The 26,671-nt window shown below is 63.0% G+C and carries 25 protein-coding genes; 10 read left to right on the top strand and 15 right to left on the bottom strand.

Translation table 11 applies throughout. The features are described from left to right. Window positions 1–198: 198 nt before the first annotated feature. Window positions 199–1,233 (top strand): YncE family protein, encoded by a 1,035-nt coding sequence (locus WG208_RS04900; protein WP_337170216.1) that lies wholly within the window; start codon window positions 199–201, stop codon window positions 1,231–1,233. A 35-nt stretch (window positions 1,234–1,268) separates the two neighbouring features. On the opposite strand, the gene WG208_RS04895 is transcribed toward WG208_RS04900, so the two are convergent. The 4 genes from WG208_RS04895 to WG208_RS04880 form a co-directional block, all read right to left on the bottom strand. Next, window positions 1,269–2,549 carry a DUF6596 domain-containing protein gene (locus WG208_RS04895; RefSeq protein ID WP_337170215.1) on the bottom strand — a complete coding sequence of 427 codons (1,281 nt, stop codon included), beginning with the start codon at window positions 2,547–2,549 and terminating at the stop codon, window positions 1,269–1,271. Further along, the gene (locus WG208_RS04890; RefSeq protein WP_337170214.1) at window positions 2,542–2,940 is read right to left on the bottom strand and encodes a YciI family protein; all 399 of its coding nucleotides are present in this window, start codon (window positions 2,938–2,940) and stop codon (window positions 2,542–2,544) included. The genes WG208_RS04895 and WG208_RS04890 overlap by 8 nt, the downstream gene beginning before the upstream one ends. A gap of 155 nt (window positions 2,941–3,095) precedes the next feature. After that, on the bottom strand, window positions 3,096–3,458 hold the full coding sequence (locus WG208_RS04885) for a putative quinol monooxygenase (protein WP_337170213.1): 363 nt from the start codon (window positions 3,456–3,458) through the stop codon (window positions 3,096–3,098). After that, on the bottom strand, window positions 3,455–3,733 hold the full coding sequence (locus tag WG208_RS04880; RefSeq protein ID WP_337170212.1) for an Ada metal-binding domain-containing protein: 279 nt from the start codon (window positions 3,731–3,733) through the stop codon (window positions 3,455–3,457). The genes WG208_RS04885 and WG208_RS04880 overlap by 4 nt, the downstream gene beginning before the upstream one ends. 160 nt (window positions 3,734–3,893) lie before the next feature. Between WG208_RS04880 and WG208_RS04875 the strand changes: the two genes are divergently transcribed. After that, window positions 3,894–4,571: a hypothetical protein gene (locus tag WG208_RS04875; RefSeq protein ID WP_337170211.1), complete on the top strand. Its 678-nt coding sequence runs from the start codon at window positions 3,894–3,896 to the stop codon at window positions 4,569–4,571. A 107-nt stretch (window positions 4,572–4,678) separates the two neighbouring features. On the opposite strand, the gene WG208_RS04870 is transcribed toward WG208_RS04875, so the two are convergent. Next, window positions 4,679–5,233: a putative adhesin gene (locus WG208_RS04870; protein ID WP_337170210.1), complete on the bottom strand. Its 555-nt coding sequence runs from the start codon at window positions 5,231–5,233 to the stop codon at window positions 4,679–4,681. 158 nt (window positions 5,234–5,391) lie between these two features. After that, window positions 5,392–5,991, bottom strand: a complete 600-nt coding sequence (locus WG208_RS04865; RefSeq protein WP_337170209.1) for a YbhB/YbcL family Raf kinase inhibitor-like protein — start codon at window positions 5,989–5,991, stop codon at window positions 5,392–5,394. A 184-nt stretch (window positions 5,992–6,175) separates the two neighbouring features. Here WG208_RS04865 and WG208_RS04860 point away from each other — a divergent pair, with 184 nt between their 5' ends. After that, window positions 6,176–8,464, top strand: a complete 2,289-nt coding sequence (locus WG208_RS04860) for an insulinase family protein (RefSeq protein ID WP_337170208.1) — start codon at window positions 6,176–6,178, stop codon at window positions 8,462–8,464. A gap of 47 nt (window positions 8,465–8,511) precedes the next feature. Here the strand turns inward: WG208_RS04860 and WG208_RS04855 are convergent, their stop codons facing one another. Then, window positions 8,512–9,000, bottom strand: a complete 489-nt coding sequence (locus WG208_RS04855) for a hypothetical protein (RefSeq protein ID WP_337170207.1) — start codon at window positions 8,998–9,000, stop codon at window positions 8,512–8,514. Between the two features lie 256 nt (window positions 9,001–9,256). Between WG208_RS04855 and WG208_RS04850 the strand changes: the two genes are divergently transcribed. Next, a complete protein-coding gene (locus WG208_RS04850; RefSeq protein WP_337170206.1) occupies window positions 9,257–10,807 on the top strand; it encodes a serine hydrolase in 1,551 nt (516 codons plus the stop codon). A 25-nt stretch (window positions 10,808–10,832) separates the two neighbouring features. Here WG208_RS04850 and WG208_RS04845 read toward each other — a convergent pair whose 3' ends face one another. The 3 genes from WG208_RS04845 to WG208_RS04835 all read right to left on the bottom strand — a co-directional run bounded on the left by WG208_RS04845 (window position 10,833) and on the right by WG208_RS04835 (window position 14,961). After that, the gene (locus WG208_RS04845) at window positions 10,833–11,408 is read right to left on the bottom strand and encodes a GNAT family N-acetyltransferase (protein WP_337170205.1); all 576 of its coding nucleotides are present in this window, start codon (window positions 11,406–11,408) and stop codon (window positions 10,833–10,835) included. A 286-nt stretch (window positions 11,409–11,694) separates the two neighbouring features. After that, a complete protein-coding gene (locus WG208_RS04840) occupies window positions 11,695–13,365 on the bottom strand; it encodes a hypothetical protein (RefSeq protein ID WP_337170204.1) in 1,671 nt (556 codons plus the stop codon). 141 nt (window positions 13,366–13,506) lie between these two features. Beyond that, the gene (locus WG208_RS04835; protein WP_337170203.1) at window positions 13,507–14,961 is read right to left on the bottom strand and encodes a hypothetical protein; all 1,455 of its coding nucleotides are present in this window, start codon (window positions 14,959–14,961) and stop codon (window positions 13,507–13,509) included. Window positions 14,962–15,104: 143 nt separating this feature from the next. Between WG208_RS04835 and WG208_RS04830 the strand changes: the two genes are divergently transcribed. The 3 genes from WG208_RS04830 to WG208_RS04820 all read left to right on the top strand — a co-directional run bounded on the left by WG208_RS04830 (window position 15,105) and on the right by WG208_RS04820 (window position 17,446). After that, window positions 15,105–16,193: a histidine kinase gene (locus WG208_RS04830; protein WP_337170202.1), complete on the top strand. Its 1,089-nt coding sequence runs from the start codon at window positions 15,105–15,107 to the stop codon at window positions 16,191–16,193. Beyond that, complete coding sequence (locus WG208_RS04825) at window positions 16,190–16,960, top strand: LytTR family DNA-binding domain-containing protein (protein ID WP_337170201.1); 771 nt, start codon at window positions 16,190–16,192, stop codon at window positions 16,958–16,960. Before WG208_RS04830 ends, WG208_RS04825 begins: the two co-directional genes overlap by 4 nt. Before the next feature lie 87 nt (window positions 16,961–17,047). Then, complete coding sequence (locus WG208_RS04820; RefSeq protein WP_337170375.1) at window positions 17,048–17,446, top strand: VOC family protein; 399 nt, start codon at window positions 17,048–17,050, stop codon at window positions 17,444–17,446. Between the two features lie 944 nt (window positions 17,447–18,390). On the opposite strand, the gene WG208_RS04815 is transcribed toward WG208_RS04820, so the two are convergent. Together WG208_RS04815 and WG208_RS04810 are read right to left on the bottom strand one after the other, a co-directional pair. After that, window positions 18,391–19,356, bottom strand: coding sequence for a DUF3883 domain-containing protein (locus WG208_RS04815; protein WP_337170200.1), 966 nt, complete (start codon window positions 19,354–19,356; stop codon window positions 18,391–18,393). A 141-nt stretch (window positions 19,357–19,497) separates the two neighbouring features. Further along, entirely contained in the window at window positions 19,498–20,037 is a 540-nt protein-coding gene (locus tag WG208_RS04810) for a hypothetical protein (protein WP_337170199.1), read from the bottom strand. A gap of 819 nt (window positions 20,038–20,856) precedes the next feature. Here WG208_RS04810 and WG208_RS04805 point away from each other — a divergent pair. Both WG208_RS04805 and WG208_RS04800 read left to right on the top strand, forming a co-directional pair. Further along, window positions 20,857–21,198 (top strand): hypothetical protein, encoded by a 342-nt coding sequence (locus tag WG208_RS04805; RefSeq protein WP_337170198.1) that lies wholly within the window; start codon window positions 20,857–20,859, stop codon window positions 21,196–21,198. Window positions 21,199–21,224: 26 nt separating this feature from the next. Next, window positions 21,225–21,422, top strand: coding sequence for a PEP-CTERM sorting domain-containing protein (locus tag WG208_RS04800; RefSeq protein ID WP_337170197.1), 198 nt, complete (start codon window positions 21,225–21,227; stop codon window positions 21,420–21,422). 763 nt (window positions 21,423–22,185) lie between these two features. Here WG208_RS04800 and WG208_RS04795 read toward each other — a convergent pair. After that, window positions 22,186–22,812 carry a hypothetical protein gene (locus WG208_RS04795; protein WP_337170196.1) on the bottom strand — a complete coding sequence of 209 codons (627 nt, stop codon included), beginning with the start codon at window positions 22,810–22,812 and terminating at the stop codon, window positions 22,186–22,188. 182 nt (window positions 22,813–22,994) lie between these two features. Between WG208_RS04795 and WG208_RS04790 the strand changes: the two genes are divergently transcribed. Next, the gene (locus WG208_RS04790) at window positions 22,995–24,002 is read left to right on the top strand and encodes an IS110 family transposase (protein WP_337170195.1); all 1,008 of its coding nucleotides are present in this window, start codon (window positions 22,995–22,997) and stop codon (window positions 24,000–24,002) included. A gap of 229 nt (window positions 24,003–24,231) precedes the next feature. On the opposite strand, the gene WG208_RS04785 is transcribed toward WG208_RS04790, so the two are convergent. Continuing rightward, entirely contained in the window at window positions 24,232–24,579 is a 348-nt protein-coding gene (locus WG208_RS04785) for a hypothetical protein (RefSeq protein ID WP_337170194.1), read from the bottom strand. Next, complete coding sequence (locus WG208_RS04780) at window positions 24,557–26,584, bottom strand: hypothetical protein (RefSeq protein ID WP_337170193.1); 2,028 nt, start codon at window positions 26,582–26,584, stop codon at window positions 24,557–24,559. The genes WG208_RS04785 and WG208_RS04780 overlap by 23 nt, the downstream gene beginning before the upstream one ends. Between the last annotated feature and the right edge of the window lie 87 nt (window positions 26,585–26,671).

The raw sequence follows: 26,671 nt of genomic DNA, 5'->3' as shown, positions 1-26,671 counted from the left end.
CGTGAAGGCGCGTCTGCAGCGCCATTCGTCACGCGGTGCTTGCTGCCTACCCGCCCAGGCAGATCATTGTGGGACGAATTCCTCCCTTCCACGTGTGTATTGCCGGTGCGTCTCCCGCTCCTCGTTCGACGCGCATGGCCTCTGTCCTGCCTGCCCCCCGCCCCTCGTTTGCCCATGGCCTTCCGATCTGTTCCAGCGATGGCGTCGGTGCTGTTCAGCGCCGCCATCTCTTCCGCCACGATCGTCTCCGCACAACCGCGCGGCACCATTGTCGCCTCCAACATGGACGCCCATTCGGTGACCATCGTGGATGTGGCGAGCGCGAAGACTCTGGCCACCGTTCCCGTCCGCGAGGGACCGCACGAAGTGGCCATTTCTCCCGACGGTCGGCAGGCCGTGGTGGCCATCTATGGCAACCGCAATAGCGTGGGCAGTTCGCTGGCGGTGTTCGATCTGACGAAGCCGACGGCTGAGCCTCGGTATGTGGAGTTGGGAGCGGGCAATCAGCGGCCGCACGGATTGGCCTATCTGCCGGACGGCAAGCAGTTGCTGGTGACCGGCGAACGGGCGCAGCGGGTGCTGGTGGTGAATCTCGACACCCAGGCCATCGATTCGTCGATGAGCACCGGACAGGCCACCACGCATATGGTGAGTCTCACCGCTGACGGCGCCCACGCCTACACCACGAACATCGCGGCCATGAGTGTGAGCGCCATCGATGTGCAGAGCCGCCGGGTGACCGGTACGTGGCCGGTGGGGGCGCGGATCGAAGGCATTGCCGTCATGCCCAACGGGAAGGAAGTCTGGGTGGGCGGCAACGAATCGCATCTCGTGTATGCGCTCGACGCGGCCACCGGCGCGATCACCCAGCGCATGGAGGGCTTCGGGATGGCCTATCGTGTGGGCATCACGCCCGACAATCGCACCGCGGTCATCTCCGACCCGGGCAGTGAGCAGATCCACATCGTCGACGTGGCCACCCATCGCATCAGAAAGACCATCGCCGTACCGGCGCAGGTTCCGGCCGGCGGTGCGGCGGACGCGGCGCCGCGCCCCGCATCACCCCAGGGGGTGACCGTCTCCCGGGATGGCGCGTACGGATTCGTCACGCTCAAGGCGGTGGCCCGTGTGGTGGTCGTGGATCTCGCCCGCGGCGAAATCGTGAAGACGCTCACGGTGGGAGCCGGCTCCGACGGCGTGGGCTATTCGCCGTTCGTTCCGTCGATGCGCTGATTCACTCGAAATTCACTCGAAATTTCCTCCAAACCTCACTCCATCGGTTGTGCAGCGTCCACGCGATGTCTGGCGCGCTGTGCTTTCGCGATGAGATGATGGCGTTCCGGCAGACTGGTCGTGCGCTCGGCGGCGAGACGATAGTGATGGGCGGCCCGTTCATGGTTGCCCATCATGTCGTGAAAGTGGGCACGCACCGCATCCACCCGGTGATGGTCGGCGAGCTGTGCGTTCTGCGCCACGGTATCGAGCAACGAGAGCGCGGCGTGCGGCCCGTCCACCATGGCCACGGCGATGGTGCGATTGAGCGAGACCATCGGGTTGCCGGTCATGTGTTCGAGCACGGTGTAGAGCGCCAGGATCTGCGCCCAGTCGGTCGTGGCGGTGTCCGGTGCTTCGGCATGCAGCGCGGCAATCGCCGCCTGAATGCCGTAGGGACCGGCAGCATCCGAGGTGAGAGCCTGCTCCACCAGTCGGATGCCCTCCGCGATATCGGTGCGGTTCCAGCGGGTGCGGTCCTGCTCGTCCAGCGGAATGAGTTCGCCATGCGGACCCGTGCGGGCGTCACGGCGTGCATGGGTCAGCAGCATGAGCGCCAGCAGCCCCGCCACCTCACCGTGCGAGGGAACGAGCGCGTGCAGCAGGCGCGTGAGACGGATGGCCTCCGCCGACAGATCGATGCGCAGCAGGGCGTCACCCGACGATGCGGTGTGTCCTTCATTGAACAGCAGATACAACGCCTGCATCGTGCTGACGAGTGCGCGCGGCAGGTCGGAAAGCGTCGGCATGGCGAACGGCACCCGGGATTGCCGGATGGCGTGTTTCGCGCGACTGATGCGTTGCCCCATCGTGGCCGAGGGCACGAGATACGCACGGGCGATCTCGGTCGTGGTGAGACCACCGACGGCACGCAATGTCAGGGCCGCCGCCGATGCCGTGGTGAGCACGGGATGACAGCACATCAACAGCAGGGTGAGTGTGTCATCGGTGGTCGGAACGACCTCCACATCGGGAGGTGGTATGAACGCGTTTTCCGCCCACAGGACCGCCGTGTCGTGTTCACGTTGCTGTCGGGCGATCTCGCTGCGCAAACGATCGGTGTACCGCCGTGTGGCCACGTGATACAACCACCCCGACGGATTTGCCGGCACCCCGCTTGCCGCCCATTGCTCGGCGGCCGCGATGAGCGCTTCCTGAACGGCGTCCTCGGCGTCGGCAAAATCCCCGTGTCGACGGGCGAGCACCGCGAGCACCTGCGGCGCGAGATCGCGCAGCAGGTGCTCGATGGCCGTCATTGGCGTGGGGCCGTCAGCCATCCACCGGGGGCACGCTCATGACCTGACGCACCTCGATGGCCATGTCGAGCGGCACACCTCCCTTGCCGGGTGCCGACGACGCTTTGGCGGCGATGGCATACGCTCGTTCGGTCTTCTCGACATCCACGATCCAGTAGCCCGCCAGGAACTCCTTCGCCTCGGCGAACGGGCCATCGGTCACGACGGGTTCGCCCGCAGCCCCGGCGCGTACGACGCGCGCTTCGGCGGGCATGGCCAGCCCCTGGGCGCTCACGAGTTCGCCCGACTGTTTGAGGTCTTCATTCAATCGCATCATGAATTGGATGTGGGCCCGGAAATCCTCTGGAGCCCAGTTCATCACGGCCCAGTCACCGGTACCGCGGGGGGCGTGCATCATCAGCATGTAGCGCATGGTGGATCTCCTGAAGAGTGGGAAAGGGCGCCACGGTTGGCGCTTCACCCCTCAGTCGGAGTCGATGCGCCGATTTCGACATCGCGGACGATCTCGCTGAAAATTTCGTGAACGATGAGGCGATGACCTGGACGAGCCCGTGGGACGACCCGAGGTCACCCCTCGAGTGCCGCATCCGCGCCGCCCGGCATCTCCCACTGCGGCGGCGCGGGGAACACCGCTTCATACCGCACACTGGTTCTCGGGCTGGCCATCATCGACGCGACCGTGTCGCGCCAGCGTGCGTAATGTGCCGTCTCCTTGTGGGCGATCGGCGCCTGCGCGTCCCGATAGATCTCGATGAGCGAAAAACGGGTCGGGTCATCGGCCTGTCGGACCACGTCGAACCGGATCACGCCCGGCTCCTGCACGCTGTGGCGGGCATTGTCGAGTGTGGCGGCCAGGAAGGCGTCCACGTGCCCGGGGAGCACCTGAATGTGGACCTGGGCGATGATCATCGGGGTATACGAGGTGCTCATTGCCTGGCCTTCCATGCCTTGTATTCCTCGGGCATGCAGACCGCGCATGGACGATAGCCGGCGGCGATGGCCGTGGCTTCGTCGGCAAAAAACACGCGCTGCTGTTCATAGCCGCGGCCGGTGGCGAGGGCCCGACGGGCGGCCTTGCAGTCGAGGCGGCCATAGCGGCGTTCCTTGCGATAGCCGCCGAGCGTGCCTTTTTCGGGGCTGCTGTACCGCGTGCCGTCGGGACCGACGAGCTGGTACAGCTTCGGGGAGGAGAGAGGCGAAGTCATGGCGTAGCATAGCCCCTCCGGCCGGAGGCCGGGATCGGTCTCAGGGAATTTCCCGGGAAATACCGTGATTCCCCTACAACAGGGGGTCACCGGCCGTTCGTACATCAATTACAGCGGCACGCTGCGGTGCCCTGCTCAGACTCTCAGGGAGGACCTGAAGATGCGGAATATGACAAAGCTGGCCATCGGGCTGGCAACGCTTTCCCTCGGCGCCGCGACCCTTGGTGCCCAGACCAATCAGCCCCCGACGCGCCTTCCGGCGGCACGCGTGGTGGGTGAAACCAAGAACGTGCTCACCGTGCAGAACGACCGGGATGTTCCGGTGACGGTGTTCGTGCAGACCCGTGGCACCGACCGCAAGCTCGGTGTGGTGAAGGCCGGCACGGTGGGCACGCTGTCCATTCCGGCCGCTGCGGTGCGCGGTCAGGAATCGTTGTACTTCTACGCCCGTACGCCGGGCAACGGCCCCGATCTCGTGGCGCAGGCCCTGCCGGTGAATACGACATCGCAGCTGGGTCTGCTGGTGCCGCCCAGTGGTGGCGTGGCGTGGAGCGACAGCATTGCCGTGCCGCTCACGCGTGAGGAGCGCGCCAATGCCACGGTCACCATCGACAATCGTCGCAACAAGGCGATGACGGTGTATGCGGAGCAGGGCACGTTCTCGGTGAAGATCGGTGAAGCGACCGCGAATGGCCTGACCACGCTGCGTCTGCCGGCGAACATGCTGGGCAACACGGATGGTCTGCGCGTGCTGCTGCGTCCCGCAGGTGACATGGGACTGAGCACGCAGGTGCTCAAGCTCAAGACCGGCGATCACGTCGCGGTGGAAGTGATGTAATCACGAGCAGTCGTCGTGACATGATCTCGCAGAACGGCCTCCGTGGAATGTCCGCGGAGGCCGTTCTGCGAAGATGGCGACTGCCATCGATGTGCATCGCGCGATCTTCAGCGAAGCCCCTTCCGCTTCAGTTCTCCGATGATCGGTTTGAAAACACCTCGCTGATTTTCATTGCGATAGCGTCCGGACAGGCCCTGATAGCCCGAATTGTGCACGAAGTCGCTCGCGTTGAACCCGACGTCGGCACCACCCGCCGGCTTGAGATCGACGTGGCTGCAGCACAACCAATGGAAGTGCACATCCTCCTCGAGCGGCCCCGCCTTGATCATCTCTTCGAACAATTCGGAGAGAGTGGCTTGATCGTCTTCGTCGGGTAGCGCGAGGATCGTGGCGTCCGCACCCCAGACGCCATGGTCGAGAGCCTTTTCCGCGCGCTGCGTCCACGCGGCCGGTTGTCCGTACAAGGTCATGTTGGGTGCCGTCATGTACTGGCCATGACTTCGCTCGACGGTCCGCCATGACCCGGCAAGGATTTTTGTCTCCATGTCGGTCATGAGCAGCTTGGCGAAATGTGTGTAGAAATGCAGTGAGCATCGGGCCGGCATCTTCGTGAAACCGGAGCTGGGTGTCCAGCCACCGTGTCCACTCAGGAAGATGTGCATCGAATGTTCTCCATTGCTCGGGGAGGGGGTGCGCGCAGGCGGCTGACACGACGAACGGATCGCGGAGAGGCGATGCGCATCGCCGTCATCCGCACGAACTTCCGGTCTACCGGTCGGAAGCGCAACCCCGGCGCAGGCCGGTGCGCACCAATCCCCCGTTACGGCGCCGGTCGACGGAACAGACCGCCGTACACCGCCTTGCCCAGCACGTGGCCCTGCATTGCTTGGAAGACCTTCGCGCGCGATTCGAACGCGTCGGCGCCGGGTGTCACGTTGAGCTTCACGTCGAGGGCATAGATCTCGAACATGTAGTGATGCCGAGGCCCGTTCGCGCCCGCACCGGGGCCACGATACATCAGACCGGTCGCGCTGTGCTGCCAACTGCCGTCGGGCAACTGGGCACCCTTGGGCTGCCCCTCGCTCATGCCCGTCGCGGTGGCGGGGATGTTCCACACGATCCAATGCGCCTGGTCTTCGGTGGTGCGATTTCGCGCGACATCGAGGTCGCGCATGTTCAGCACGAATGACTGGGTGCCGGCCGGCACGTTCGTCCAGCGCATGGCGGGGGAAAGACCTTCGCCGGGCGCGACGCCGGGGGCGGCCTGACTGAATTTCACGGGGATGTCGCCGCCATCGGCGAAGCCTTCCACGGTGAGCACCATGGCCGGTGGCGCCGCTGCCGGTTGCTGGGCGGACAGTGGCAGTGCGACGAGAAATCCGCCGGCAACGATCGAGGCAAGGGTGCTGAGAACTTTCATGGACATCTTCCGGAGCGGGTGGGAGAGATCGCCGATACGACAGAAAGTACGCGCCGCGCGGCGGTCGCGTCATGGACGATCAAACCCTTGGGCCCATACGACCATCCAATGGGCCATGACGTTCATTGGCCCGCCTCCGCTCCGGCGGTTCGGCATTGGCGCTCTGCTGGCATGGAGCGTTGCCGTGCCCGCTCTCTCAGACGCGCAGCAACCACACGTGCTCTCCGCCGTCTCCTCCTACCGTCTCGACAACGGACTCACCGTGGTGCTGGCGCCCGATTCCACGGCCTTTCACGTGAGTGTGGAGCTCTGGCTTGCCTCGGGCACGCGCCATGATCCCAAAGGCCAACGGGGAACGGCCCATCTGCTCGAACACGTCTCGGCCGCTCTGGCGGCGCCGCTCGATTCCGAAGGGCGACGGCGCGCCGCGCCATTGCAGGCGAACAGCAACGCGCAGGTCCGACGCGATCACGCGCGGTACTTCCTGCTGGTCGATCCCTCGGCGCTCGATGCGGCGCTGGCCATGCATGCGGCACGTCTCGCGTTGCGCAGTGAGGCCATCACCGATTCGGTCGTGCGCGCGCACGCCGATATCGTGGTGAACGAAGGACGTGGCGGTGAGCTGCCGGTGACCGAAGGGCTGCAGCCGTACTGGCGTCTGCAGATCGGCACCTATGGGGATGCGCATCCCTATGGGCTCCTCGGAGAAACCGAACAATCGGTGCGCAGTATCTCGGCCGCGGATCTGCGCGCGTTTGCCGACGCCCATGCCGCGGTTGGTGATGCGATGCTCCTGGTCGTGGGCGCATTCGATGTCGATTCCACCCGGGCGCGCATCGCGGCACGGTACGGTGCTCTGCCTGCGCGGGCGAGCGGTGCTCCACGGCAATGGCGTGCCCTGCCAGCGACATCGACGCTTCGGCGAGAGATGCAGCGCGCCATTTCCGGTTCCTCGCGGCTCACGCGCCGGTTTGCCGTGCCACCACTCGGCGAATCCGCGCTCGAACACGCCGAGATTGCGCTGCGTCTCGCGGCTGACCGATGGGGGCGCGACGCGAAGGCGCTGCTGCGGCAGCCGCCCCGCGTGACAGTCGAACCGGGTATGCTCGCCAGTGATCTCACCATCAATGCGGAACTCGCGGATGGGAGTGCCATTGTTGCGGCGAGCCGTCTGCTCGATCAGGCGTTGTCGGCCGTGGCACGAGGTGACACTGTCGGACTCGGCGAGGCACGTGCCGAAGGCACCGCGACGATGCTCGGCTTGCTCGATGCCCTGGGCTTTCAGCGCTCCCGCAGCGAACAACTGGGCGAAGCCACGTTCTTCGCCGGGGATCCGGCCGTTGCCGGTCAGCGACTCGATCGGCTGCATCGCGCCGATCGGTCGGATGTCATGAATGGCGCACGCGAGTGGCTCGTGGGTCGGGGATATGAGCTGGCGCTCGCGGCACCACCTTCGAAGCCAGCGGTCATCGCGAGCGGCACGCTGGCATCCGATGCCCCCATGCGTTTCGGTACGCCACCGCTTCGTACACTCGCGCTCACACACGACACGATCGTCGGCGACGTGCGACTGCTCGTGACGAAGATGTCGGCGTTGCCGCTGGTGCGGGCCACCATCGTCACCGCGCCGTCCGGTTCCGCCGATGCGTCGGTGTCATCGTCAGGTGTCGGTGCGAGTGTCACGCGGCAACGTGCGGTGGATGATCTCGATGGCCTCTGGCGATGGATCGCGTCGACACCACGTGTGCGTCGGGGTACGAGCATCTACGTGACCGGCGCGATCGAACCGGCACAGGCGGCGCAGGCCATTGCCCGTGCGATCGCCACCTGGCCCCGGCAGCAGGTTGCCCGCCTTGGTGGCAATGAGACCGGGACGACGTCACCATTCTCCCCGCCTTCCACACTGCCGCAGCCGCTCGTGCCGGGCGTGCACGCGGTGGAAGCGCCCGGACGTGTGCAGACGGAGCTGCGTCTCGAACTCCGTGTCCCCACCGCCACTGCGGACGACGAAATCGTGGCCAGAATCTTCCGACGGCGCCTGACCACCGCGTTGAACACACGTCTTCGCACCGAACGGCGCTGGAGCTATGGCGCCAACAGCCGCGCGGTGGTGGAAGGGGATTCCAGTCGCATCGTCATCACCGCCGAAGTCCAGTCGGATCGGGTGCGTGAGTCGCTGCAGGAAGCCGAAGCCGTCGTGCGGGCATTCGCCGATGGTGTGTCCGCGATGCCGAGCCCCGATGTGTTGGCCGAAGGGATGCGTCAGGAATTGTTGCTGGATCATTCCACACTGGCGGACATCGAGAGCTCGCTACGCACCGATCTCGCGGCCGGCCGCACCGTGGCCTGGCAATCCGCGCTGCTGGCCCGGATTCAGCGGATGAACGCCGAGGATCTCACCCGCGCGCGGCGGTTCGCCGACTGGTCGCGCATGAGCGTCACGCTGACGGGGGATCCCCAGGCGGTGCGGTAGCGGGGCGGTGGTTGAGGGAAAACCGGCAGATGGTTTTCCCCGACCGATCAATACCTGAACAACAGAGCCATCGGTGCGGCAAGAAGTGGAGCGGTTCCGGCAGCTCCGGGCAGTTGTTTCACCGTCAGTATGATCGACCCGTCGCTGCCGATGTTCACGCGCTCATCCAGATTGAAGGGATGTGCACCCATCGGCGCGATGATCAATGTCTCACCCTGCGTGTACGCGTGCGCATGCAGGGTGTCGACATGCATTGTGGTGGTCCCGTTCATGGAGGACTGTCGCATGAACAGCATCACCCGCAATGAATCGGGTGCCTTGAGCGTGAAAACGGCCCGTGTGAGCTGGTGTTCGCTCTCCGGCTGCCCCTGCAGATGAATGGTCGCCGGAAGTGCCTGGCCATCGACGCTCACCGCATTCAGAATCACCGACTCCAGTGGATCGATGATCACTTCGGGTTCGGCGGGATCACCGAGACACGCCGAGAGTGGAACGAGCGCGAGAGCGGCCAGCAGGGTACGGATGCGGGGATTCATCGTCATTCTTCGAATGTATGAACACACTTCCCCGATGAACAACCACGACCGGGACGTGTGAATCGAAAACGATGACCCGCTGGCGGGCCGGGGTCCCGGAGTGGGGCTCAGTGTCGGAAGGACGCTCGACCCCGCCCGCCCGCCGGCGCCGGGCCCAGGCATACCTTGTTGCTTCCCTATGGTATACATTATCGTATACAATTCCATGTAATACCCTGCGGGCCCGCCCCGCGCCCCGGCCGCGAGGATCCCCACCGTGCTTCGATTCGTCCGCCCGCAGGTTCAGATCGCCGGCTGTGCACTCGGCGCCATGCTGCTCGCGGCATCGATCGCCGGGGCGCAGCAGGAGCCCTACCCGGGGTTTGATGCCTGGGTCGCCAAGACGATGGCCGACGGGAAGGTGCCGGGATTGTCGCTCGCCATCGTGCGCAACGACTCCGTGATCTACGTCAAAGCCTACGGCGTGAAGGAGATCGGCAAGCCGGACAAGACCGACGAGAACACCCTGTTCGAAATCGGATCGACGACGAAGACGTTCACGTCGACGTTGGTGGGCATCATGCAGACCGACGGCAAGTTGCGCTTCGATGACCGGATCACCACGCATCTTCCCGATTTCCGGTTGTACGATCCGTATGCCAGCGCCGAGGTCACCATTCGCGACGCACTCTCGCATCGCACCGGCCTCGCGCGTGGTGAACTGATGTGGCTGGGCTCGGGGTTGTCGCGCACGGAGATCATCCGTCGTCTGCGTTTTCAGCCGCCCGCCACGAGCTTTCGTTCGGCGTACGCATACAACAACCCGATGATCGTGGTTGCGGGCGAAGTGGCCGCGAAGGCGGGAGGCAGCACGTGGGAGGATCTGATCCAGCAGCGTATCCTCACGCCGCTTGGCATGACACGCAGCATGCCGGTGGTGAAGGACTTCCGTCGTGTGTCCAACGTGGCCACGCCGCATGCGGTCGGGCCTTCGGGATCGTACGCGCAGGAGCATGAAATTCTCGAGAACATCGGGCCCGCCGGTTCCATCAATTCGACGGCGCGCGACATGGCGCAGTATCTCCGCTTCCAGATGGGCGACGGGACGTTCAATGGGAAGCGGATCATCGCAACCGACGCACTGCGCGAGATTCACACGCCACAGATGCTGATCGCCAGCGGCGGTCGAGGCAGTGGCGATGGTGTGGCGCGACTCAATTCGTACGGACTGGGCTTCTTCGTCGCCGATTTCCGCGACCGTGTCTACTGGAATCACGGCGGCAACACGGTGGGCATGACGGCCGCGATGGGCATGCTGCCCACGGAGAAGATCGGCGCGGTCGTGCTCAGTAACCTCGATCATACCGGCGTGCCCGACGCCGTCGTGCGCTACGTGCTCGAACGGCACCTCAACGTTCCGATGCAGGTCGCGCAAACCGGTCGTGGGAATGGTGCCGGTGGTGGTGGCGGCGCTGGCGGTGCGGGAGCCGGACGCGGCAATGCGGCGCCGGCACCTGTGTCGAACACGCCGCCCGTGTCGCTGGCCGCGTACGTCGGTACGTTTGCCGACAGTCTGTTCGGTGAAGTCACCGTCGCCGAGAAGGATGGCAAGCTCTCGGCCGTGCGTGGCGGATTGAACGGCACGATGGAGCCGGTGAATCGCGACAACTTCACGTGGTCGACCGGGCTCACGGTGCTGCCGACGCTGCCGGTGCAATTCCTGGTTGGTGCGGACGGACGGGCCAGCGCGCTGGTGGTGACGTTCGGGGGAGAGTCGTGGCGGCTGGGGCGGAAGGTGGTGCGGACGGGCGGGCCGGGAGGACGGTGAGATTCGGGAGCGCCCGCGTCGTCGTTCACGCATCCGGCGCGAGCGCCGCGCGGGCGTCATGCGCTTCCACCGATAGCCGATACAGACAGTGTTTCCGCAGCGGGTGCCCCTCCGGGATACCCGGATGATCGAATACGTCGGTTGCGCGCATGCCCAGCCGTTCCATGACACGACGGGAGCGGATATTGCCCACCGACGTGAAGGACACCACCTCATTCTCGCCAAGACGCCGAAACGCGGCGTGCAGGGCCGCGCGGCCACCTTCCGTTGCGTAACCCTTGCCCCAGAACTCACGGGCGAGCCGCCATCCCACCTCGACGCAGGGTGAGAAGGGCAGTTCGGCGGACGGGACATGCAGGCCCACAAAACCGATGAACTCACCGGTGGCCTTGAGCTCCGTTGCCCAGAGACCCCACCCCCGCTCCGCGATGAGGGTCTGACACCGTCGCGCCATGGCGTCACTTTCGGCGCGGGACAGCAGACCGGAAAAGAACTCCATGACCTCCGCGTCGCCGTTCAGGGCGGCAAACGGGTCAAGATCGGTTTGTCTCCACTGACGCAAGCAGAGGCGGTCCGTTTCCAGTTCGATCGTCGGTGGCATCCGTGCACCTGCTGCGTCCAGGGATCGACGAGAGCGACCGGTTGGCTCACCGGCTGATCACATACCGCAGTGTGGTTGTCTCGTCTTCAGGGGGCGACGCGCCTCGTCGCGCAGTGCGGGAATCTCGTGTTGCGACACGTCCCGGACAATGTCGGGATCGACGCCAGAATAGTCGTGGGTCAGTCGGTCCCGCATCCGCTGGTTGCTTCGCACCGTGGAGCCCGACGCCCGCGCCGTGGTCCGGGCGCAAGATGTTCACGTGAGTCATGCCGCCTCCCCGGTACCCTCAACGCGATCCGCCAAGTGTGGCCGCGATATTTCGCCATTCCGTGGCTTCGGGTTGGGCACCGATACGCTCGAACAGTCTGGCGCGACTCTCGATGGCCGTCAGAATGTTCCGCATGCCCGCATCGCGTGCGATCAGTTCCGAGTACAGTGTGCGCGCCCGATCCCCTTTCCCCGTGCGCACCGCGTCGGCAAGCAACATCATGAACGCACTGTGCGGAAACGCCTCGCCGTCCGCTTTGCGCGCTGCCAGCGACCGCTCCGCGAACGTGGACGCGTCTCCCGTCGTGAAGAGATGACGGAGCTCCCGCGCCGTGGTGATGGTGCCGGCGCCGAGCGTCGGCGCGTTTTCACCCACCGGAACCTGGGTCACACGCAAGGGAGCCGGAGAGGGTGGAAGGACCGCGCGCACCTCGCGCGTGGCGTCGATCCATGAGGCCATGTAGTCCACCAACATACGATAGTGGCGTTGTACGGTGTCGCGACGGGCCGCGTTGTCGCGAGCCAGGCCAGCGGAGAGGTGTCCGCGGATGACTCCTTGTGAGATGAACTCGTTGTGGCCGAGTCCCGGGACCGTGAGCAACGTGCGTGCACTATGGTGGAGAGAATCGGCGAGCTCGAACAACGCTCCTGGCCCGGCCACGTAGAGAAACGGCATCGTGACATACTCCCTTCCCGTGAGCGTTCGTTGGGGGAACTGCCACGTGCGGTCACTGAGCATCGAATAGTCCTGCGTGGTGTCGAGCGACAGCACCGCATCGACCGGCGCACTCGGATCGCTCGCGAGCAGGTGCATCGCCTGCGCGCCGGCGCTGTGCCCGATCACGGCGACCGACTGTACGGTCATCCCGAAAGTGCGTTGCACCTCGAGCAGCAGACGGCGGATATCACGCTGCCGGGATTCGTCGGTCGAGTTGGTGTGAAACGTCGCGTTGTCTTCCTCCGGGAAGGCACTGCCGATCACCAGGTATCCCCGACTCGACAGAAACTCGCAGAGGACGACATTGTCGTCCATGGAGCCACGTGCGCCCTGCGTGTAGACCACGACGGGCAGCACGCCGGATCGGCGTGGAGCGTCGCGGACCGCATGGGTTAGACTGCGGAACAGTTGCTCGATGCGTGCCGTCAGATCGGACGGCGTCGAGTCCCGTGGGGTGCCGGCGAGTTCGTGCCATGCGATACTTCGCTGATAGCCGACGATCGCCTGCGCGTACGGAACGAGTGCGCCATTGCCGCGTGCGGCGCGCACGGCGCCTTCGAAGTAGTCGTCATACACGAACGGCTGCCGGGCCGATGCCGTTGCCGCGGGATACCAGACGTTGAGAAGGACGGGGCGGTATCGCAGTCGGTATTTGTCGGGACGCGGCAGTCGACGCGTGGAGTCGATGATCCACCGCTGGGTGAAGCCGACGCGGTATGGGCCGGGTTTCACCTCTCCCCAGTAGTCGGGAACCGGAATCGCCTCCACCCGTGATCTGACACGTGGTGAACCGTCGCCTTTCCCCTCGAGGATGAATCCGTTCGCTCTCGCGATCTCACGTACCTTCTTCCGGAGCACCTCGTGGATTTGTTCAGCTGTGGCCCGGTCGGCTTCGGTGTTCCGTTCGAACGTGATCTGGAGCTCCGGTGCGCTACGCTGCGCCCGGACCGGTGATGACAGGAAGGCCGTCATCGCGACACCGATTGCCACTATGCCTCGCCACATCTCTCCTCCAGTGCGGTTTCTGCGTCATGGCCTGTTGGGACAGCCGAGCCGGCGGACGGGTTGCGTGAGTGTCGGAGACGTTGGCCGTACGAACTCGATGATTCGTGTTCACCGCCCCGCCTGATAGGGCACGGCAACACCGCGTCCCGAGCCACCGATCAGCGCGACCGGCAGATTGCGTGCGGCCAGGCGTGCGACGAGGGCCGCTTCATGCGCGCGTCCTTCCGGGGATACTGCGGCGGGATGGTAGAGCCAGCGGAGCGTCGGGGAGTAGATCGCCATCGAGCCGGGGAATTCGCCGCCGGGGAGCGGTTCCACCCACACCGAGTCGCTGCCGATGCGGAGCCAGCGTGCGGCCGTCACCATCGTCACGCCAGCGGGAATCGGCCGGTGAAGGATGGCGGGGAGAAAGGGCCGCAGCGCCTGCGAGGCCACGACCGTGTGTCGCTGGGCCAACATCCACGGCAGTCCGCCGTTCGCCTGTGTCGCGGCGAACACGCCGCCGAGCGGAGTGTCGGGCGTCGTGCGTGCGGCCCACGCGACGACCTTCTCCGGCACACCGCGGCCCACACCGCTCTCCAGCATCATCCAGCGCCCACCGATCTTCACGGCGCCGTTCGAACCGAACCAGGAGGGAAAGGCCGTGATGAAGTTGCTGTCGGGGCTGCGCTTCGTGCCCGTGTCGACCGCGGCGGCGCTGAGGTCCCACATCGCCTTCGCGGCCGGCCCGTTCAGGTAGGCCTGCACCAGCGAGTCGCTGATGGCGAATGAATCCGCCGGCGCGGGCGCGTTCACGACGAGACTCAGGATCGTCATGCGCTTGTACGGCACTCCCACGCGGTTCACGTCGCGCTGCAGCGGCAACCATGGTACTCCCGGCTCGCGCGAAATCGCCGACCATTTCGAGTACCAGAACTCCACTTCATGAAGTCCCCACTGCGCCAACCCGAAGTCGTTGGTCTCGTCGGCCAGGAAGCGCACCATCGCGGGGAAGCCGTCGCGTCGACGGAAGAACGTCACCGACTGGTACCCATCCACCGTGGCCGCCACACGCGCGTGTGCGGCACCGTCGATCAGCGTGTCGGCGAGCAATCTGGCCGACGGGTCCTCGCGCAGAGTGAACACCAGCCGCTCCGGCGAAAAAGCGAAGAGCTGTCGGCGATCGTCGACATACGCCACGGAGAGCGGTTGCCATTGTGCCGTCGTGCCGGGGCGTGCGAAGGGACGCATCACGGCGATGCTGTCGCGCACGACCACGGGGAACTCTATCGACATGCCGGCGCCCAGCGGGGAGCGGGTGTTGCGCCAGCTCTTCGTCGTGTAGTCACGCAGATCGGCGTGCCGTTCGAACGACGGATAGTCGAGGAATGGCCGGTTGGCCAGCGACGTGCGCATCCACTGCGTCATCACTTCCATCCGGACACTGCGGATGGCCCGGAGCGTGGAATCGCCGCCCATGGCCGCGATCGCGCGATCGACCACCACGCGGACCGGCGCGGGACTCTGGGCCGCCGCCGGAGCGAAGGCAAGTAGCAGGAGGGCGTAGGGGGCGATGCGACGCATGCGGGGCTCCGGGACGTGAAGAGGTCGATGGGCCCGTGTATGGTGCGCCGCCCTCATGTCGTCCCCAAGCGGTCGAGGGGCCGGTCGCGTCTCCGCGGGGTGAACCACGGCAGGCGTCCGCGGCCGGGCCTTACATTCATCGCATGACCGCCGCCACCGAGCCGGAGTCCTGGTCGTCGGGCCCGTTCCGCACCTTCGCCGGCATCTTCACGCTCTTCGTAATTCTCGCGGCGGTGCCGCTGCATCTCGCCCGCCGCGCGGCCAAGGAACCGTCGTCCTTCGGTGAAGCGCTTCTCTATGGCGCGGCGACGTGGGGCATCTGGCTTGCTCTCGCTCCATTCATATCGGCACTCGGGCGTCGCTGGGACTTCCGTCCCGGCAGTCGGTGGCGCTCGCTCGTGGTCCATCTGTCGGTCGTCCTGGTGGCGCATGTCATCGGAACGACAATCGCGATTGTGACCGCCGTGGCCCTGTTCGACACGACCGGTACCGAGCCGCTGCTGAACATCGGGAATCTCCTGCGCAACATGACGAACAGCACCCGGATCTCCGTGTCGCTGCTCACCTATGCCGGCATCGTCGGACTCGATCATGCGCGACGCGTGCGACAGGCGCTTCGAGCGCGGGAGCTGCAGGCCGTGCGTCTCGAGGCGCAGGCGACGCGGGCCCGGTTGGAAGCGCTCGGCGCCCGACTCCAGCCGCACTTCCTCTTCAACGCCCTCCAGTCGGTGTCGGCCCTCGTCGACGAAGACCCCGCGCGCGCCCGCACCATGCTCGCGCAACTCGGCGACTTGTTACGCGACGCACTCGCGTCCGACGCCAGCGGTGAGGTGTCGCTGCGGGAGGAACTGGTGCTGCTGGACCGTTATCTGGCGATCGAACGGACACGCTTCGCCGACCGGTTGCACATCGAGATCCAGGCGGCGCCCGATGTGGGCAGCCTTCAGGTGCCGCGCTTCCTCCTGCAGCCACTCGCGGAGAATGCGCTGCGACACGGCCTCGCCCCGCGTCCCGAGGGTGGAACCCTCCGTGTCACCGCGGCGCGCGACCACGACCGTCTCCGGCTCCGTGTCTGGAACGATGGCGAACCACTGCGGCACGACCACAGTGACCGCATCGGACTCACCACGACACGCGAACGACTCGCGGCACGCTATGGCGACCAGGCCAGCTTCCGGCTCGGCGCCGCGCCGGAGGGCGGAGTCGAGGCGGTGGTGGAGCTCCCCGCATGATGCCGCTCCGTGTCGTCGTGGCCGACGACGAACCGCTCATTCTCGCCGATCTCGTCCGGCTGCTCGGAGCGATACCCGGCGTCGAAGTCGTGGGGCAGGGCCGCAACGGGGTGGAAGTCATCGACCTCGTTCACGCACTCGTGCCCGACGCACTCTTTCTCGACGTGCAGATGCCCGCGCTGGACGGACTGGGTGTGGTGGCCGAACTCGATCCCGAGCGTGCTCCCGCGGTGGTGTTCGTGACCGCATTCGACCGTTATGCCGTTCCCGCATTCGAAGCGCATGCCGTCGACTATCTGCTCAAGCCCTTCGATCCGCAGCGCCTCAGGCGAGCCGTCGATCGTGTGCGCGGGCGGCTCGCCTCACAACGGACCAAGGATTTCGAGCATCTGGTCGCGGCGCTGACCGCCGAGCGACAGGGACGTGGCGAACACCTCGAGCGCATCGCCGCGCGCGGCGTCCGGCGCACCACATTGATCGATCTGAAGGACGTGCTCTGGCTGGAAGCCGCCGACAATTATGTGCGCCTGCATACGCGCCAGGGTGTGCATCTCACGCGGCGCACCATGAAGGAACTCGAGATCGCACTCGATCCGCGGCGCTTCGCGCGCATCCATCGCTCCACGATCGTGGCGCTCGATCAGGTGCGTGAGCTGCGTCCGCTCGGTGATGGTGATCAGGAAGTGCTGCTGGTGGACGGTACGCGTCTGATCCTGACGCGCTCGTGGCGGGAGGCGTTCGAGGCGCGGTTTGGTGGGATTGCGTGAGGAGGGTGGGGAAGAGAGGGGCGCGTCGGGTACGTCATCATGAGCGGTAGAAGATCTGTGCGTCGCTAGGTATGTCGTCACTCCTCGATCGGACAGATCGCGATCGTCACGCACGATGTGCCTCGCGTCCGCGAGTTCTATCGCGACCGCCTGAGGTTGCGATATCTGTTCGAAGCGGGTGACATGGCGTTCCTGAATTGTGGTGGCGTGCGGTTGATGCAGACCGCGCCCAAGGAGGCGGAGTTCGATCACCGACCGTCGATTCTGTATTTCCGGGTGGAAGAGATCGACGAAGCCTTCCGGGCCGTGAGTGAGCATGGTGTGCATTTTGGGTTTCAGTCGCGGCGGTTCGTCATCCAACCTGCCGCCATCGGCTGCGAGCCGGTGCTAGACCATGTGTGTAGGCGCCGTACTCACGCGATTCGATCGTCTTCTCGCATGCCAGGCGGCCACCAGAAGGAAAAGGATCACACCACCCATCAGTAGTGCCCCTTTGTGAGCGGACCATGGGTTTCTGGTCACTCGATAGCTCATGTGTGTGTTGCCGATTCGAATCATCTCGAGCGTCGCCACCCACAAGCTGAACAACATCGACCCGATCGCGGCGGCGGCGCATGCTGCGATCGTGACCACCACCCAGTGAAGCAACGTGGTCTCTGATAGAGCGCTCCTGCGGATTCCCCGAACAATCGCATCGGCCGCCGTGACGTAAAGTGCAACAAAGAGCAGTAGAATCAGCCCATCTACGCTTCTTCGCCGATACGTGAGCGAATCACGCACCTGCGCCGCAGTCACACCGTGGTGGTTGGCCAATGTGTCGAACGCCATCGCCATACACTGCTCGCGAGTGGCTGCATACACGTCTCCGCCAGCAAACCGGCCGGACCGCTTTCCGCGATGGATATCAGCGTATCGCACAGCAAGATCTTCCGCCCGCAGTGCCTCCTCCATGAGATGGAGCCGGTCCTTCCGCTGCGAAAGATCAAGCGGAGAGGCGTCATCGCTCGGCTGCCAGTCGCAGATTCGGCCCGTTCCCACTTTTGCTACACCCAGCGAGCACGAGTACCAGCAGGATCGAAGATAGGGGTAGTGCCTTCACCTTCGTATCGTTCAGTGATCCAACGTTCAGCGTTCTGCTGCGGCGGGATCAAAGAAGATGCGACCGGACCGCGTAGGGCGATAGCCCGCTCCGCAGGAGCCGGATGGTTGTCTAGGAGATCGGCGGCCTTTTGCAGCTCCACGAAACGGGCCCCCACGGCGGCCAGCTGGGCGATCTCCCGAGCTGGACAGGGCAAGGGTGCCTTCGGCAATCATCCGCGGTACTTCCGAAACCTTCCGAAGTCCCGATCGGGGCATCGCGGACACTCCATGTCGGCAATGCGGAGGTGTCCATAGAAGTGATGCAAGGCCCTCGTCAGCTTCACGTCCTTTTAGCGACAGCGGATGGATGCACTCTGCTTCGTTTGTATCTCGAGAGATCGTCCCCTTCGCCCCTCTACAATCCACGCCGTCAACTCCGGGCTATAGCGGCACACGAACAGCTCAGGGTGCTCAAGTGCAGCAACCACTACTACAAGGCGGTAGCTATTCGATTCCTCTGCGAATGTTCTATACTCGTTTGGAGTAAGTTCGACAGAGAATGTACTCCCAGATAGGCCTTTGACCTCTATGCGTAGGCATGTCTTTCCTGATCTGGCTTCCAAGTCCCAGCCGAGGTTGTCCTTCTCAACGCTCTCAACTGAGTAGCCAAGTGTCTCGAAGTGATCGCAGCAGGCTCGTATTGCAGCCTTTTCAATCTGTGCCTTTCTTTCCTGATCCTGCTTCCTTGATGCAGATAGTTTCGTGGAGGTCGTTGTTTGTTTGCCCTTGAGAAGACTGTTCACACGTCTACGGGTAGGAACACTCTGCGGTTGATCGGCATACCAAATGTTGGCTCGACCCATGCCACCCTTAGTCTGCCTTGGGATTTCACAGGTTCGCTCATCTACGGCAAAAAGCCTTGCCTTGTTTGAAGGAGCCTTTATCCAGAAACCGTCAATGCCATTCCGGTCGTGTGATTTCGATCGTATGGAAAATTTCTGATAGCTGCGAAACACGGTAGCATCTTTGTACCAGCCAACGACTGCGGTTCCTCCCGTTGGACGAGTCGCGGTCCACACGACCGTGATACCGGAAATAGACTCGTCCTCTGGCTTGGCTCCGAGGCGATTGATATCTATCTGTTGACCAGAAGGCTGCACATAACCATAGAAGGTGCCGTTCACCTCACTAAAGTTGCAGATCTCGTGCCCGCGGCCTTGTTTTTCAACGTATGTCCCGCCGCCCTCAATCGTGTCCCCGAATTCGAGGCCTTGGTAGCGCTCCATCCAACCTAGGTTGCAGAATAGCAGCGTCATACCTCCTCTCTTATGCAGCTAATGTCCAGCGTTCTGTCGCCGCGGTGATGCCATAACGTGCGGCCAGCGAGTTCTGTGAGCAAGGCCGCAACCCCTTCGCGACACCGGCGATCGCCGCTCGTTGGGCCGTGTGGGAAACCATCAGTGTGAAAGACAGGCTGCAGGATCCGGATCGCCCACCCTCACGGCGCGAAAAAAAGTCAGAGGACCGGTCTCTCCATTCCAGTTGCTCTGGTGGCCAGTGCCACTGTAGGTGTGTCTCTCATGGGCGCCGATTCCGACGAGCATGAACGAGGCATCGGGCGATCCATACAAGGCGACATGCGTGGCGCCGTCAACAGATGTCCATGTCGTAAAGCTGCGACCGATGATACCGGCGTACAGTTCCTGACCATTCACGCGGGATTGGATGCGGCGCAAGGCGAAGCACGCGTTCACGGACTTCGCGTGTCGCACGAGATAGAGGTCACGCGAAAGCGGCGTGTAGGCGAGATTGGCGATCGTGTCGATGTGAATGGGGTCACGGAACAGCACAAGGGAGCCTCGCACCAGGCCACTATCTGACTCTGTGCACTGACTGGCGCAAATCGTCAGCTGGTACACTCCTGGCATTTGTGCCTGTATCGGCGTACGACTGAGAACGATCCCTATCGCGAAGACCAAGACAAATTTGCTGTACATGTGGTTCGCCCTCTGTTGTTTGTTGACCCGCCTCCAGGACGATACGCACTTGCACGACCCAGCGTGACAGCGCGTGGCGCATCAGGTTTCGCAGCGCCTTGGATTGCTGAAACGCTCGTCAGGTGTCCGGTTTTGCCGGGATCGGTGTGCCAAGAGTCTTGCACGCGACCAGGAAGATCCCCGCGTTCACGGGGTGGGTGTCAACGGATTGCCACGCGGGCGTTGGAAATGGCGACCCTGTTGCTACTCCGGTTGTGGCTTCAAAGCGTATTTCGAGATCTTTCGTACGACGGTTCTGACAATCGAGCTCCTCGCGCGCCTCCATCGTGGCGTACGTCACCGTAGTGTCTGATCCCACGGTTATTGGTGTTCCATACACGAATCGGAACCAGATCCTGGCTGTTCCGCCCTCTGTTCGTTCGATGCGCGGTATCGAGCAAGGCGACGATCTCCGGCGTGCGCGCGATTTCATACCAACCCGCTCCGGCGTTCGGTTTTGCGGGAAGAGTGCTCGCAGTCGACTGCGACTTTTCTGAGCCACAAGCCGAACTGAGAAATGTCAATGATGCGAACGCACCGTGCACGAACCGATGTCGCATGGGAGTGAAATGGCTGAGATTAAGAGTACGAGGGCGTTTGACACCCAGCGTTCTGTCGTGGCGGCGTTGCCATAAGGTGCGAGCCGCGAGTGAAGCGAGCAAGGTCGCACCCTTCATGGCGTCGCCGTTGGCTGCAACGCCTTGAGCAGGGGAATCCAAAGGATCGCCGTCACTCGCGCATGAAGTCCGGATAGTTGATTGAAACTCCCGTCCAGAGGGTGTGGGATTTCGCGGTTTCTCCGACCTCGCCAACTGTGTTCCAACCGCGAACTCGGGCGCCCTCACCCCGAATAGACACGTCGGTTTCGACTGGAGCAACTTCTTCATCACCGATGGCCAGAGTACGACAGCGTTGCACCCCACCGGCGTCGGCTACACGAACGGTATCATCACGCCGTGGTGCGTCGCCCTCAACAGTCTCGGTGAGATGCCCGAGATCTCGTCGGCCACGCCGTTCACGTTCAATGATGGCAATTTCACCGCCGCCTTTCCGATGATCTTTCCCTGCACATCACCGGGTTCAGTGGCGCGTCCGAGCTGTTCACCAGCACGCTCATCCTGAACACGAGCACGCCGCAGCTATTCAACGTGAACTGGAGCGGCGTGGACCACGTGCGTTTCGAGTCCGGCGATGGCTCGCTGGACTGCCAGTTTGTCTTCGACAACTTCCGCTTCAACAACGTGACGGACCCGACCGTCGTCCCGGAGCCGGCCACGTTCGTGCTCGTCGCCGGCGGACTCGCCCTGTTCGGTCTGGCCCGAGTGCGGCGGGCGCGCACCTCCTGAGCAACATTCGCCGCCTTCCTTTCACATTCTAATGCGTTCGCGGTAGTCGGCGGTTCGGGGCATGCCTGGAGCCTCCTCATGTCCCGATCTCGCGAATCAGTTCTCGAACTGGCTGTGTTGCGTGTTGCTGGCCAACGCTTGAATCAAGCTGTGCCTCGAAGGGGCGTCGGCCAGAATGAATTGTCAGAAGTCAGGTTCACTCCAATGTTGACCGTCGTCGCTGTAGAGCGTGATCGCGACACCACGAAAGCCGGATCTGAGCATTCGTCCTTGTGGTGTGGGAAGCCGTGCACGCCCAATCGGGACGGATGCGTACTGGAAAAAGCGCACCTCACCAAAGCCAGAGAAGCGAAGATCCGCTTCCACGCGAGACATGAGTTCGTCTGCGGAAGCGCAGCTGGTAACGGCAAGAAAGCTGTGAATGCTCCCTGCGGAGAACCGTGGATGTGCAACAGTCGCTTGAGCCTGGCCTCGAAGAACGAACATCTTGTAACCTCGCGTTGGCGCCGACGGCGGTCACAAGGTTGTAGCCATTTCTCGCCGCGCTCGGTGGCTGCAACTTGTGATGGGTCGCCGCGGCACAACGCGAGGTTAGACGACAAGTTGCCTACACTACGTACTCTCCCTAGTCACTCCATGAGTCGTCCGAATAGCCCTCTCGCTGGATTCGCTCCAACACTGGCAGCGAGAATGCGTCAGCTGACCAGCTGACTGGACGACCAAGCCCTAAAGGCCCTGCCGGCAGCAGCGCTCCGTTAGGCCTCTAAGCCCCCGATCGTAGATGCCTCCTTAGCAACACCTCGAACTGAGCAACGGCACCCTCTACTTCCCGCGAAAACTCATCACCGCTTCGACTGAACACTAGCTTGCGAATGGTGTCCATCTCGTTCTCCATTTTTTCTGAACTTTGGCGACGACTTCGATACTCGAGATAGTCCGTTGTTGCGTTATTCAACCTTTTTATCGCTTCTAGCAGAGCGCGCTCTGCCTGCTTCACCGGCGCTCCCCATAGGACTTCTGCCTCAAGTACTTCTACCTGAAAGTCCACGATGGATGATTCAAGAAGTTTCCATCGCTTCTGATACACGTAGTAGTCCGTCTTAGCCGTATTCTCTACAATCTTGGATTCGGAGAACTCTTCCTCGTTCTCTGAATAGGCTTGACGCATCTCAGCAACCGAAACCCAGCTCCGCCGAACTTGCACGATCTCATTTCTAACCCGGTATGTAGTGCGCAGCAGCCGCCGCGCCAGATCATATTCGGTTTTTCCATGCAACTGCGCCCGCCATGTATGCAGGCCGCGAAGTGCGACATACATGCCAACGAGGGCAGCTGCGGCGGCAATTAGTGCTTTAGCGATTTCGAGCCATCCGGTAGCCGCTGAGGTCATAGGTGTATCATGCCTTGGTATGCCTTGTATCTAGCGATTGTCTGATTCTGCAGTACTTCTGGTCAGGGGGCCAGCTCGTTGCGGCCTGGGCGGCGAACACCGCGCGTGAGCCGGAGCGGCGTGCCTGATGGTCGTCGTGAGAGCCCGAACAGTTGCCCGGGGCCGCTGCGCGAGCCCGAATCATGACAAGGACGGGCGGGGATGACAGAACCGCAAGGGAGGAGAGCAACATGTTCGTCGGCCTCGATGTGGCGAAGGCGGAGCTGGTCGTGAGCGTGCTCCCGGCCGGAGAGCGGTTCGCGGTGGCAAACGATGAACGCGGGGCGCGCACGCTGGTGGAGCGACTGCGCGGAATGCCACCGCAGCTCGTCGTGTTGGAGGCGACCGGCGGCTACGAACTGCTGGCCGTCGGCGGGCTGGCCGTCGCTGCGCTGCCGGTCGTCGTGGTGAATCCACGCCACGTGCGCGATTTTGCTCGGGCGACAGGCCAGCTCGCACAGACGGATCGCATCGACGCCCACATCCTGGCCCGATTCGCAGATGTCGTGCGTCCCGAGGTGCGCGTGCTCCCCGACGCGCAGGCGCACGAACTGGATGCGCTCCTCACCCGCCGCCGACCGCTCTTGGAGATGCGGCAGGCCGAGCGCAATCGCGTCGGACAGGTGTTCGGCGGCGGCAAGAAGCTGGTGCGCAAGAGTCGCAAGGCGCACATCGCGGTTCTTGAGCGCGAACTGCAGCTCACCGACACGGATCTCGGTGCGCTGATCAAGGCTAGCCCGGCGTGGCGCGAGCGCGATGAGCTGCGGCGCCGTGTGCCCGGCGTCGGTCCGGTCATGTCGCGCACCCTGCTCGCAGATCTGCCGGAACTCGGCCGATTCTCGCGGCGTGCGATCGCGAAACGGGTTGGGGTCGCGTCGCTGAGTCGCGACTCCGGCACGCTGCGGGGGCGACGCTTCGTCCAAGGCGGCCGTGCGCCGGTGCGCGCCGTCCTGGACATAGCGGCGCTCGTCGCCACGAAACGCAATGCGGTGATCCGCGCGTTCTACCAGCGGCTGCTTGCTGCGGGTAAGCCCAAGAAACTGGCGCTCGTCGCGTGCATGCGAAAACTGCTCACGATACTGAACACGATGGTGCGTACCAACACTCTGTGGGCCGTGAACACCGAACGCCAAGCCCTGTCGACAGCTTGACTTTCAAGACAGTTGCTAACGCCAGCGTTGTGCCGCAGCCGCCCCCAATAGGACGCCGTGGACGCAGGCGCGCCAGCGCCGCAGTTGCGCGGCGCTACTACGGGCGGCCGTCGGGCACCAACGCGAGGTTAGGAGGCACGGATACTCGGATTCTCTGTGTACCGGTACCCGCGCCGCTTTCGGTTGTGCTCGTCGGCAGAGCCAGGTGGCTGCGGAACCACGATAGTGACTACGCCCCCGTAGGCGGTTGCGACGCATCGCTGTCGACCTGAGGAACCTCTGAGGCGTCGAGCCTATATCGCTCATACTCAGAGAGATAGAGCCTCTTTGACTCGTCCAAGAACTCCCTCCTTCTTGATTTCAGCTCCGAGAGCTTCGAGAAGACATTCTCGTAGATGATCCGGTGAGCCTGGTTTTGGAGCGCGACTGAGTCGAAGTCATCCATCTCGAACTCGCCGGTCAAGATCTGCTCCACAAGGCGAAGCAAGTCATCCTTGGTGAGCTGATCGATCGGGGCGTCGTCTCCACTCGCCGCCAGGAAATGCCCCTTGCCGTCATGGATCCTTAACAGCTTCATAGCTTGCTCTCCTCCGCTCGTACGCATCGAGGCCAGCCTCTAGCGATGAAAGTAGCACCTCGTGGGTAGGGATCTCCGAACCGTCCTTGCATCGGAGACTCCGATCCGTCGGATACCCGGAATACAGTTTGTACACTCTGCCGGATGAGGCCACCTCCTTACGAGCGCACAGGACGTAGTCTGCGCCGATAGAGGCCCCAACCGTGCTATTGTGGGTCACCACGACGACCGGCATCGTGCGCGCGATGTCCCTGATCAGCGCGTTCACATTTCCCTTGAGAAACATGTTGTCAAACGAAGATTCCGGCTCATCGATCAGAAGCATGTCATGGCTCTGCGCATCACTAATCTCCTGCAACAGCCGAAATTCGGATCTCTCGCCCCCCGAAATCTGATATCCGTCCTTGTTCAGAATCTCGTAGACGATTCGAACGAAGAATCGATAGTGCTCGGAGTCCGCAAGTTCCGATTTCGCCAGAAGCTGTTGTAGGTACTCGTAGGGATCGTCGTAGTGATCAAATGCCTCACTAAATGCAGTCTTCTTGCCTGAGATCGCCTTGAGCTCACCCGCTCCGCGGAAAGGCTGTGTTCGAGCAACAACGGTGAATCCCTGCACTTCCTTCTCGTAGATCACATGCTCTTCTCTGAGCGCGTGAACGATCTCCTCAAAGCGCCTGACTCTCTTCCTGTCCATCGCGATCGCATAGAGGTCTAGATCGGGCACCTGAGTGGCAGACGTACGAACCGCAAGCTGCTTCCTCGTATCCTCGACGACTTCGTTCACCAGCTCCTTCTTACGGCGATCTGCTGTGCGCTCCCAGAGAGTCTCGATTAGCTCGATGGCAAGTGAACGAAGTGAGCTTAGGCTGACGTGCCTTTCAATCGTCGCGCGCTGATCGACATTCTCGATTAGATGCCGAACTGCTTCGATCAGCGTTGAGAGAGTTTTGTCCTCTCCGAGCTTGAATGTTGACTCAGAAAATAGCCGTGCCTTCGAGAATGAATCCATCCGATCCGTCTCGTGGGCAGACTTGAGAAGTAGCTCGATAAAGCCGTCGAATGATCGGTTGCCGCTATCCAGATCGACCTGCGCGATCTCGTCGACGACGGCCTTGAATGCTCGCAGGTACTCCTCAGTGTGTCCGCTACGACGGCGCTCAATCTCGGCGTTGAAGTCCCGCTCAAACTGTGTTTCATCGAGCTGCACCAGCGAGAACTGGCGGAGGTACTTCACATTGGGCTGTTCAGAGCAAATTCTGTTGAGCGTGTGGGTCTTCCCCGACGACCGATCTCCGAGAAACACATTCAGGCCGGTCGAAAGCAGCGTACCGTCGCCAAGGACCGGGAACAGGTCGTTGCCCGCGTCTCCTGATAGAAAGACCTTCGAGCGATCCTTCAGCGTCTCCTTGATAGCGGAGAGGGTGGGCTCCCCACATCCCAGGTAGGTGCTCCGACTCGGGAGTACCTCCAGATCGGTCGCCATCCTCGAATCACTGAACAGGACGGGAACAAGTTTCGTGTCGTCCTTTGCGCATCGGAGGAACTTCTTCGGACTATCTACTTCGCCAGCGGTGACGAAAGGTGAGAGCTGCTCGAGAAGAGCGGGGCGAATCGCGGGCTTCTTCTCGTAGTGGGGAATGATCAAGTACTCCGCGAGGTCGCCAAACACCTCCTTCAGTTCAGCGACACTTATGGAGTCAGACGCGCTCTGGATCTTGGCCGACAACTTCTCTGACGACAGGGCGAGTCTATTAGCTCGCTCTGGAGCAGCGATCAGTAGTACGTGACAAGACTCAAGATTGACCTCGATGCCTGGCAATACTTGCGCTGCAAGTGCGATCTGAATCCGCTGGAACTGATCGAAGTCGAATAGGTTGTGATTGGTGATTGCTACGGCATCGAGTGATGCCTCACGCACATATCGCTCAAAAGTAGATATGCTGAACTCGAATGCACTGTCGCTAATCGTTGCGATCGTATGTATGTGAAGATCAATCTTGATCATGCGACCGCTCCGATTGAGTGTTCCGACTGATACCGTGGAGCGAAATCCACTGACTCGACATCGCACCTCACGCGACATGCGAAACCC

It is taken from the genome of Gemmatimonas aurantiaca, assembly GCF_037190085.1.
In the GTDB taxonomy this organism is placed as follows: Bacteria; Gemmatimonadota; Gemmatimonadetes; order Gemmatimonadales; family Gemmatimonadaceae; genus Gemmatimonas; species Gemmatimonas aurantiaca_A.
This window is presented reverse-complemented; position numbering and strand designations above follow the sequence as displayed.

Excerpts from the sequence above, each read along its gene's own strand:
- WG208_RS04900 (WP_337170216.1), top strand. The coding sequence starts at position 199 with ATGGCGTCGGTGCTGTTCAGCGCCGCCATCTCTTCCGCCACGATCGTC.
- WG208_RS04895 (WP_337170215.1), bottom strand. The coding sequence starts at position 2,549 with ATGGCTGACGGCCCCACGCCAATGACGGCCATCGAGCACCTGCTGCGC.
- WG208_RS04890 (WP_337170214.1), bottom strand. The coding sequence starts at position 2,940 with ATGCGCTACATGCTGATGATGCACGCCCCCCGCGGTACCGGTGACTGG.
- WG208_RS04885 (WP_337170213.1), bottom strand. The coding sequence starts at position 3,458 with ATGAGCACCTCGTATACCCCGATGATCATCGCCCAGGTCCACATTCAG.
- WG208_RS04880 (WP_337170212.1), bottom strand. The coding sequence starts at position 3,733 with ATGACTTCGCCTCTCTCCTCCCCGAAGCTGTACCAGCTCGTCGGTCCC.
- WG208_RS04875 (WP_337170211.1), top strand. The coding sequence starts at position 3,894 with ATGCGGAATATGACAAAGCTGGCCATCGGGCTGGCAACGCTTTCCCTC.
- WG208_RS04870 (WP_337170210.1), bottom strand. The coding sequence starts at position 5,233 with ATGCACATCTTCCTGAGTGGACACGGTGGCTGGACACCCAGCTCCGGT.
- WG208_RS04865 (WP_337170209.1), bottom strand. The coding sequence starts at position 5,991 with ATGAAAGTTCTCAGCACCCTTGCCTCGATCGTTGCCGGCGGATTTCTC.
- WG208_RS04855 (WP_337170207.1), bottom strand. The coding sequence starts at position 9,000 with ATGAATCCCCGCATCCGTACCCTGCTGGCCGCTCTCGCGCTCGTTCCA.
- WG208_RS04845 (WP_337170205.1), bottom strand. The coding sequence starts at position 11,408 with ATGCCACCGACGATCGAACTGGAAACGGACCGCCTCTGCTTGCGTCAG.
- WG208_RS04840 (WP_337170204.1), bottom strand. The coding sequence starts at position 13,365 with ATGACGGCCTTCCTGTCATCACCGGTCCGGGCGCAGCGTAGCGCACCG.
- WG208_RS04835 (WP_337170203.1), bottom strand. The coding sequence starts at position 14,961 with ATGCGTCGCATCGCCCCCTACGCCCTCCTGCTACTTGCCTTCGCTCCG.
- WG208_RS04830 (WP_337170202.1), top strand. The coding sequence starts at position 15,105 with ATGACCGCCGCCACCGAGCCGGAGTCCTGGTCGTCGGGCCCGTTCCGC.
- WG208_RS04825 (WP_337170201.1), top strand. The coding sequence starts at position 16,190 with ATGATGCCGCTCCGTGTCGTCGTGGCCGACGACGAACCGCTCATTCTC.
- WG208_RS04815 (WP_337170200.1), bottom strand. The coding sequence starts at position 19,356 with ATGACGCTGCTATTCTGCAACCTAGGTTGGATGGAGCGCTACCAAGGC.
- WG208_RS04810 (WP_337170199.1), bottom strand. The coding sequence starts at position 20,037 with ATGTACAGCAAATTTGTCTTGGTCTTCGCGATAGGGATCGTTCTCAGT.
- WG208_RS04795 (WP_337170196.1), bottom strand. The coding sequence starts at position 22,812 with ATGACCTCAGCGGCTACCGGATGGCTCGAAATCGCTAAAGCACTAATT.
- WG208_RS04790 (WP_337170195.1), top strand. The coding sequence starts at position 22,995 with ATGACAAGGACGGGCGGGGATGACAGAACCGCAAGGGAGGAGAGCAAC.
- WG208_RS04785 (WP_337170194.1), bottom strand. The coding sequence starts at position 24,579 with ATGAAGCTGTTAAGGATCCATGACGGCAAGGGGCATTTCCTGGCGGCG.
- WG208_RS04780 (WP_337170193.1), bottom strand. The coding sequence starts at position 26,584 with ATGATCAAGATTGATCTTCACATACATACGATCGCAACGATTAGCGAC.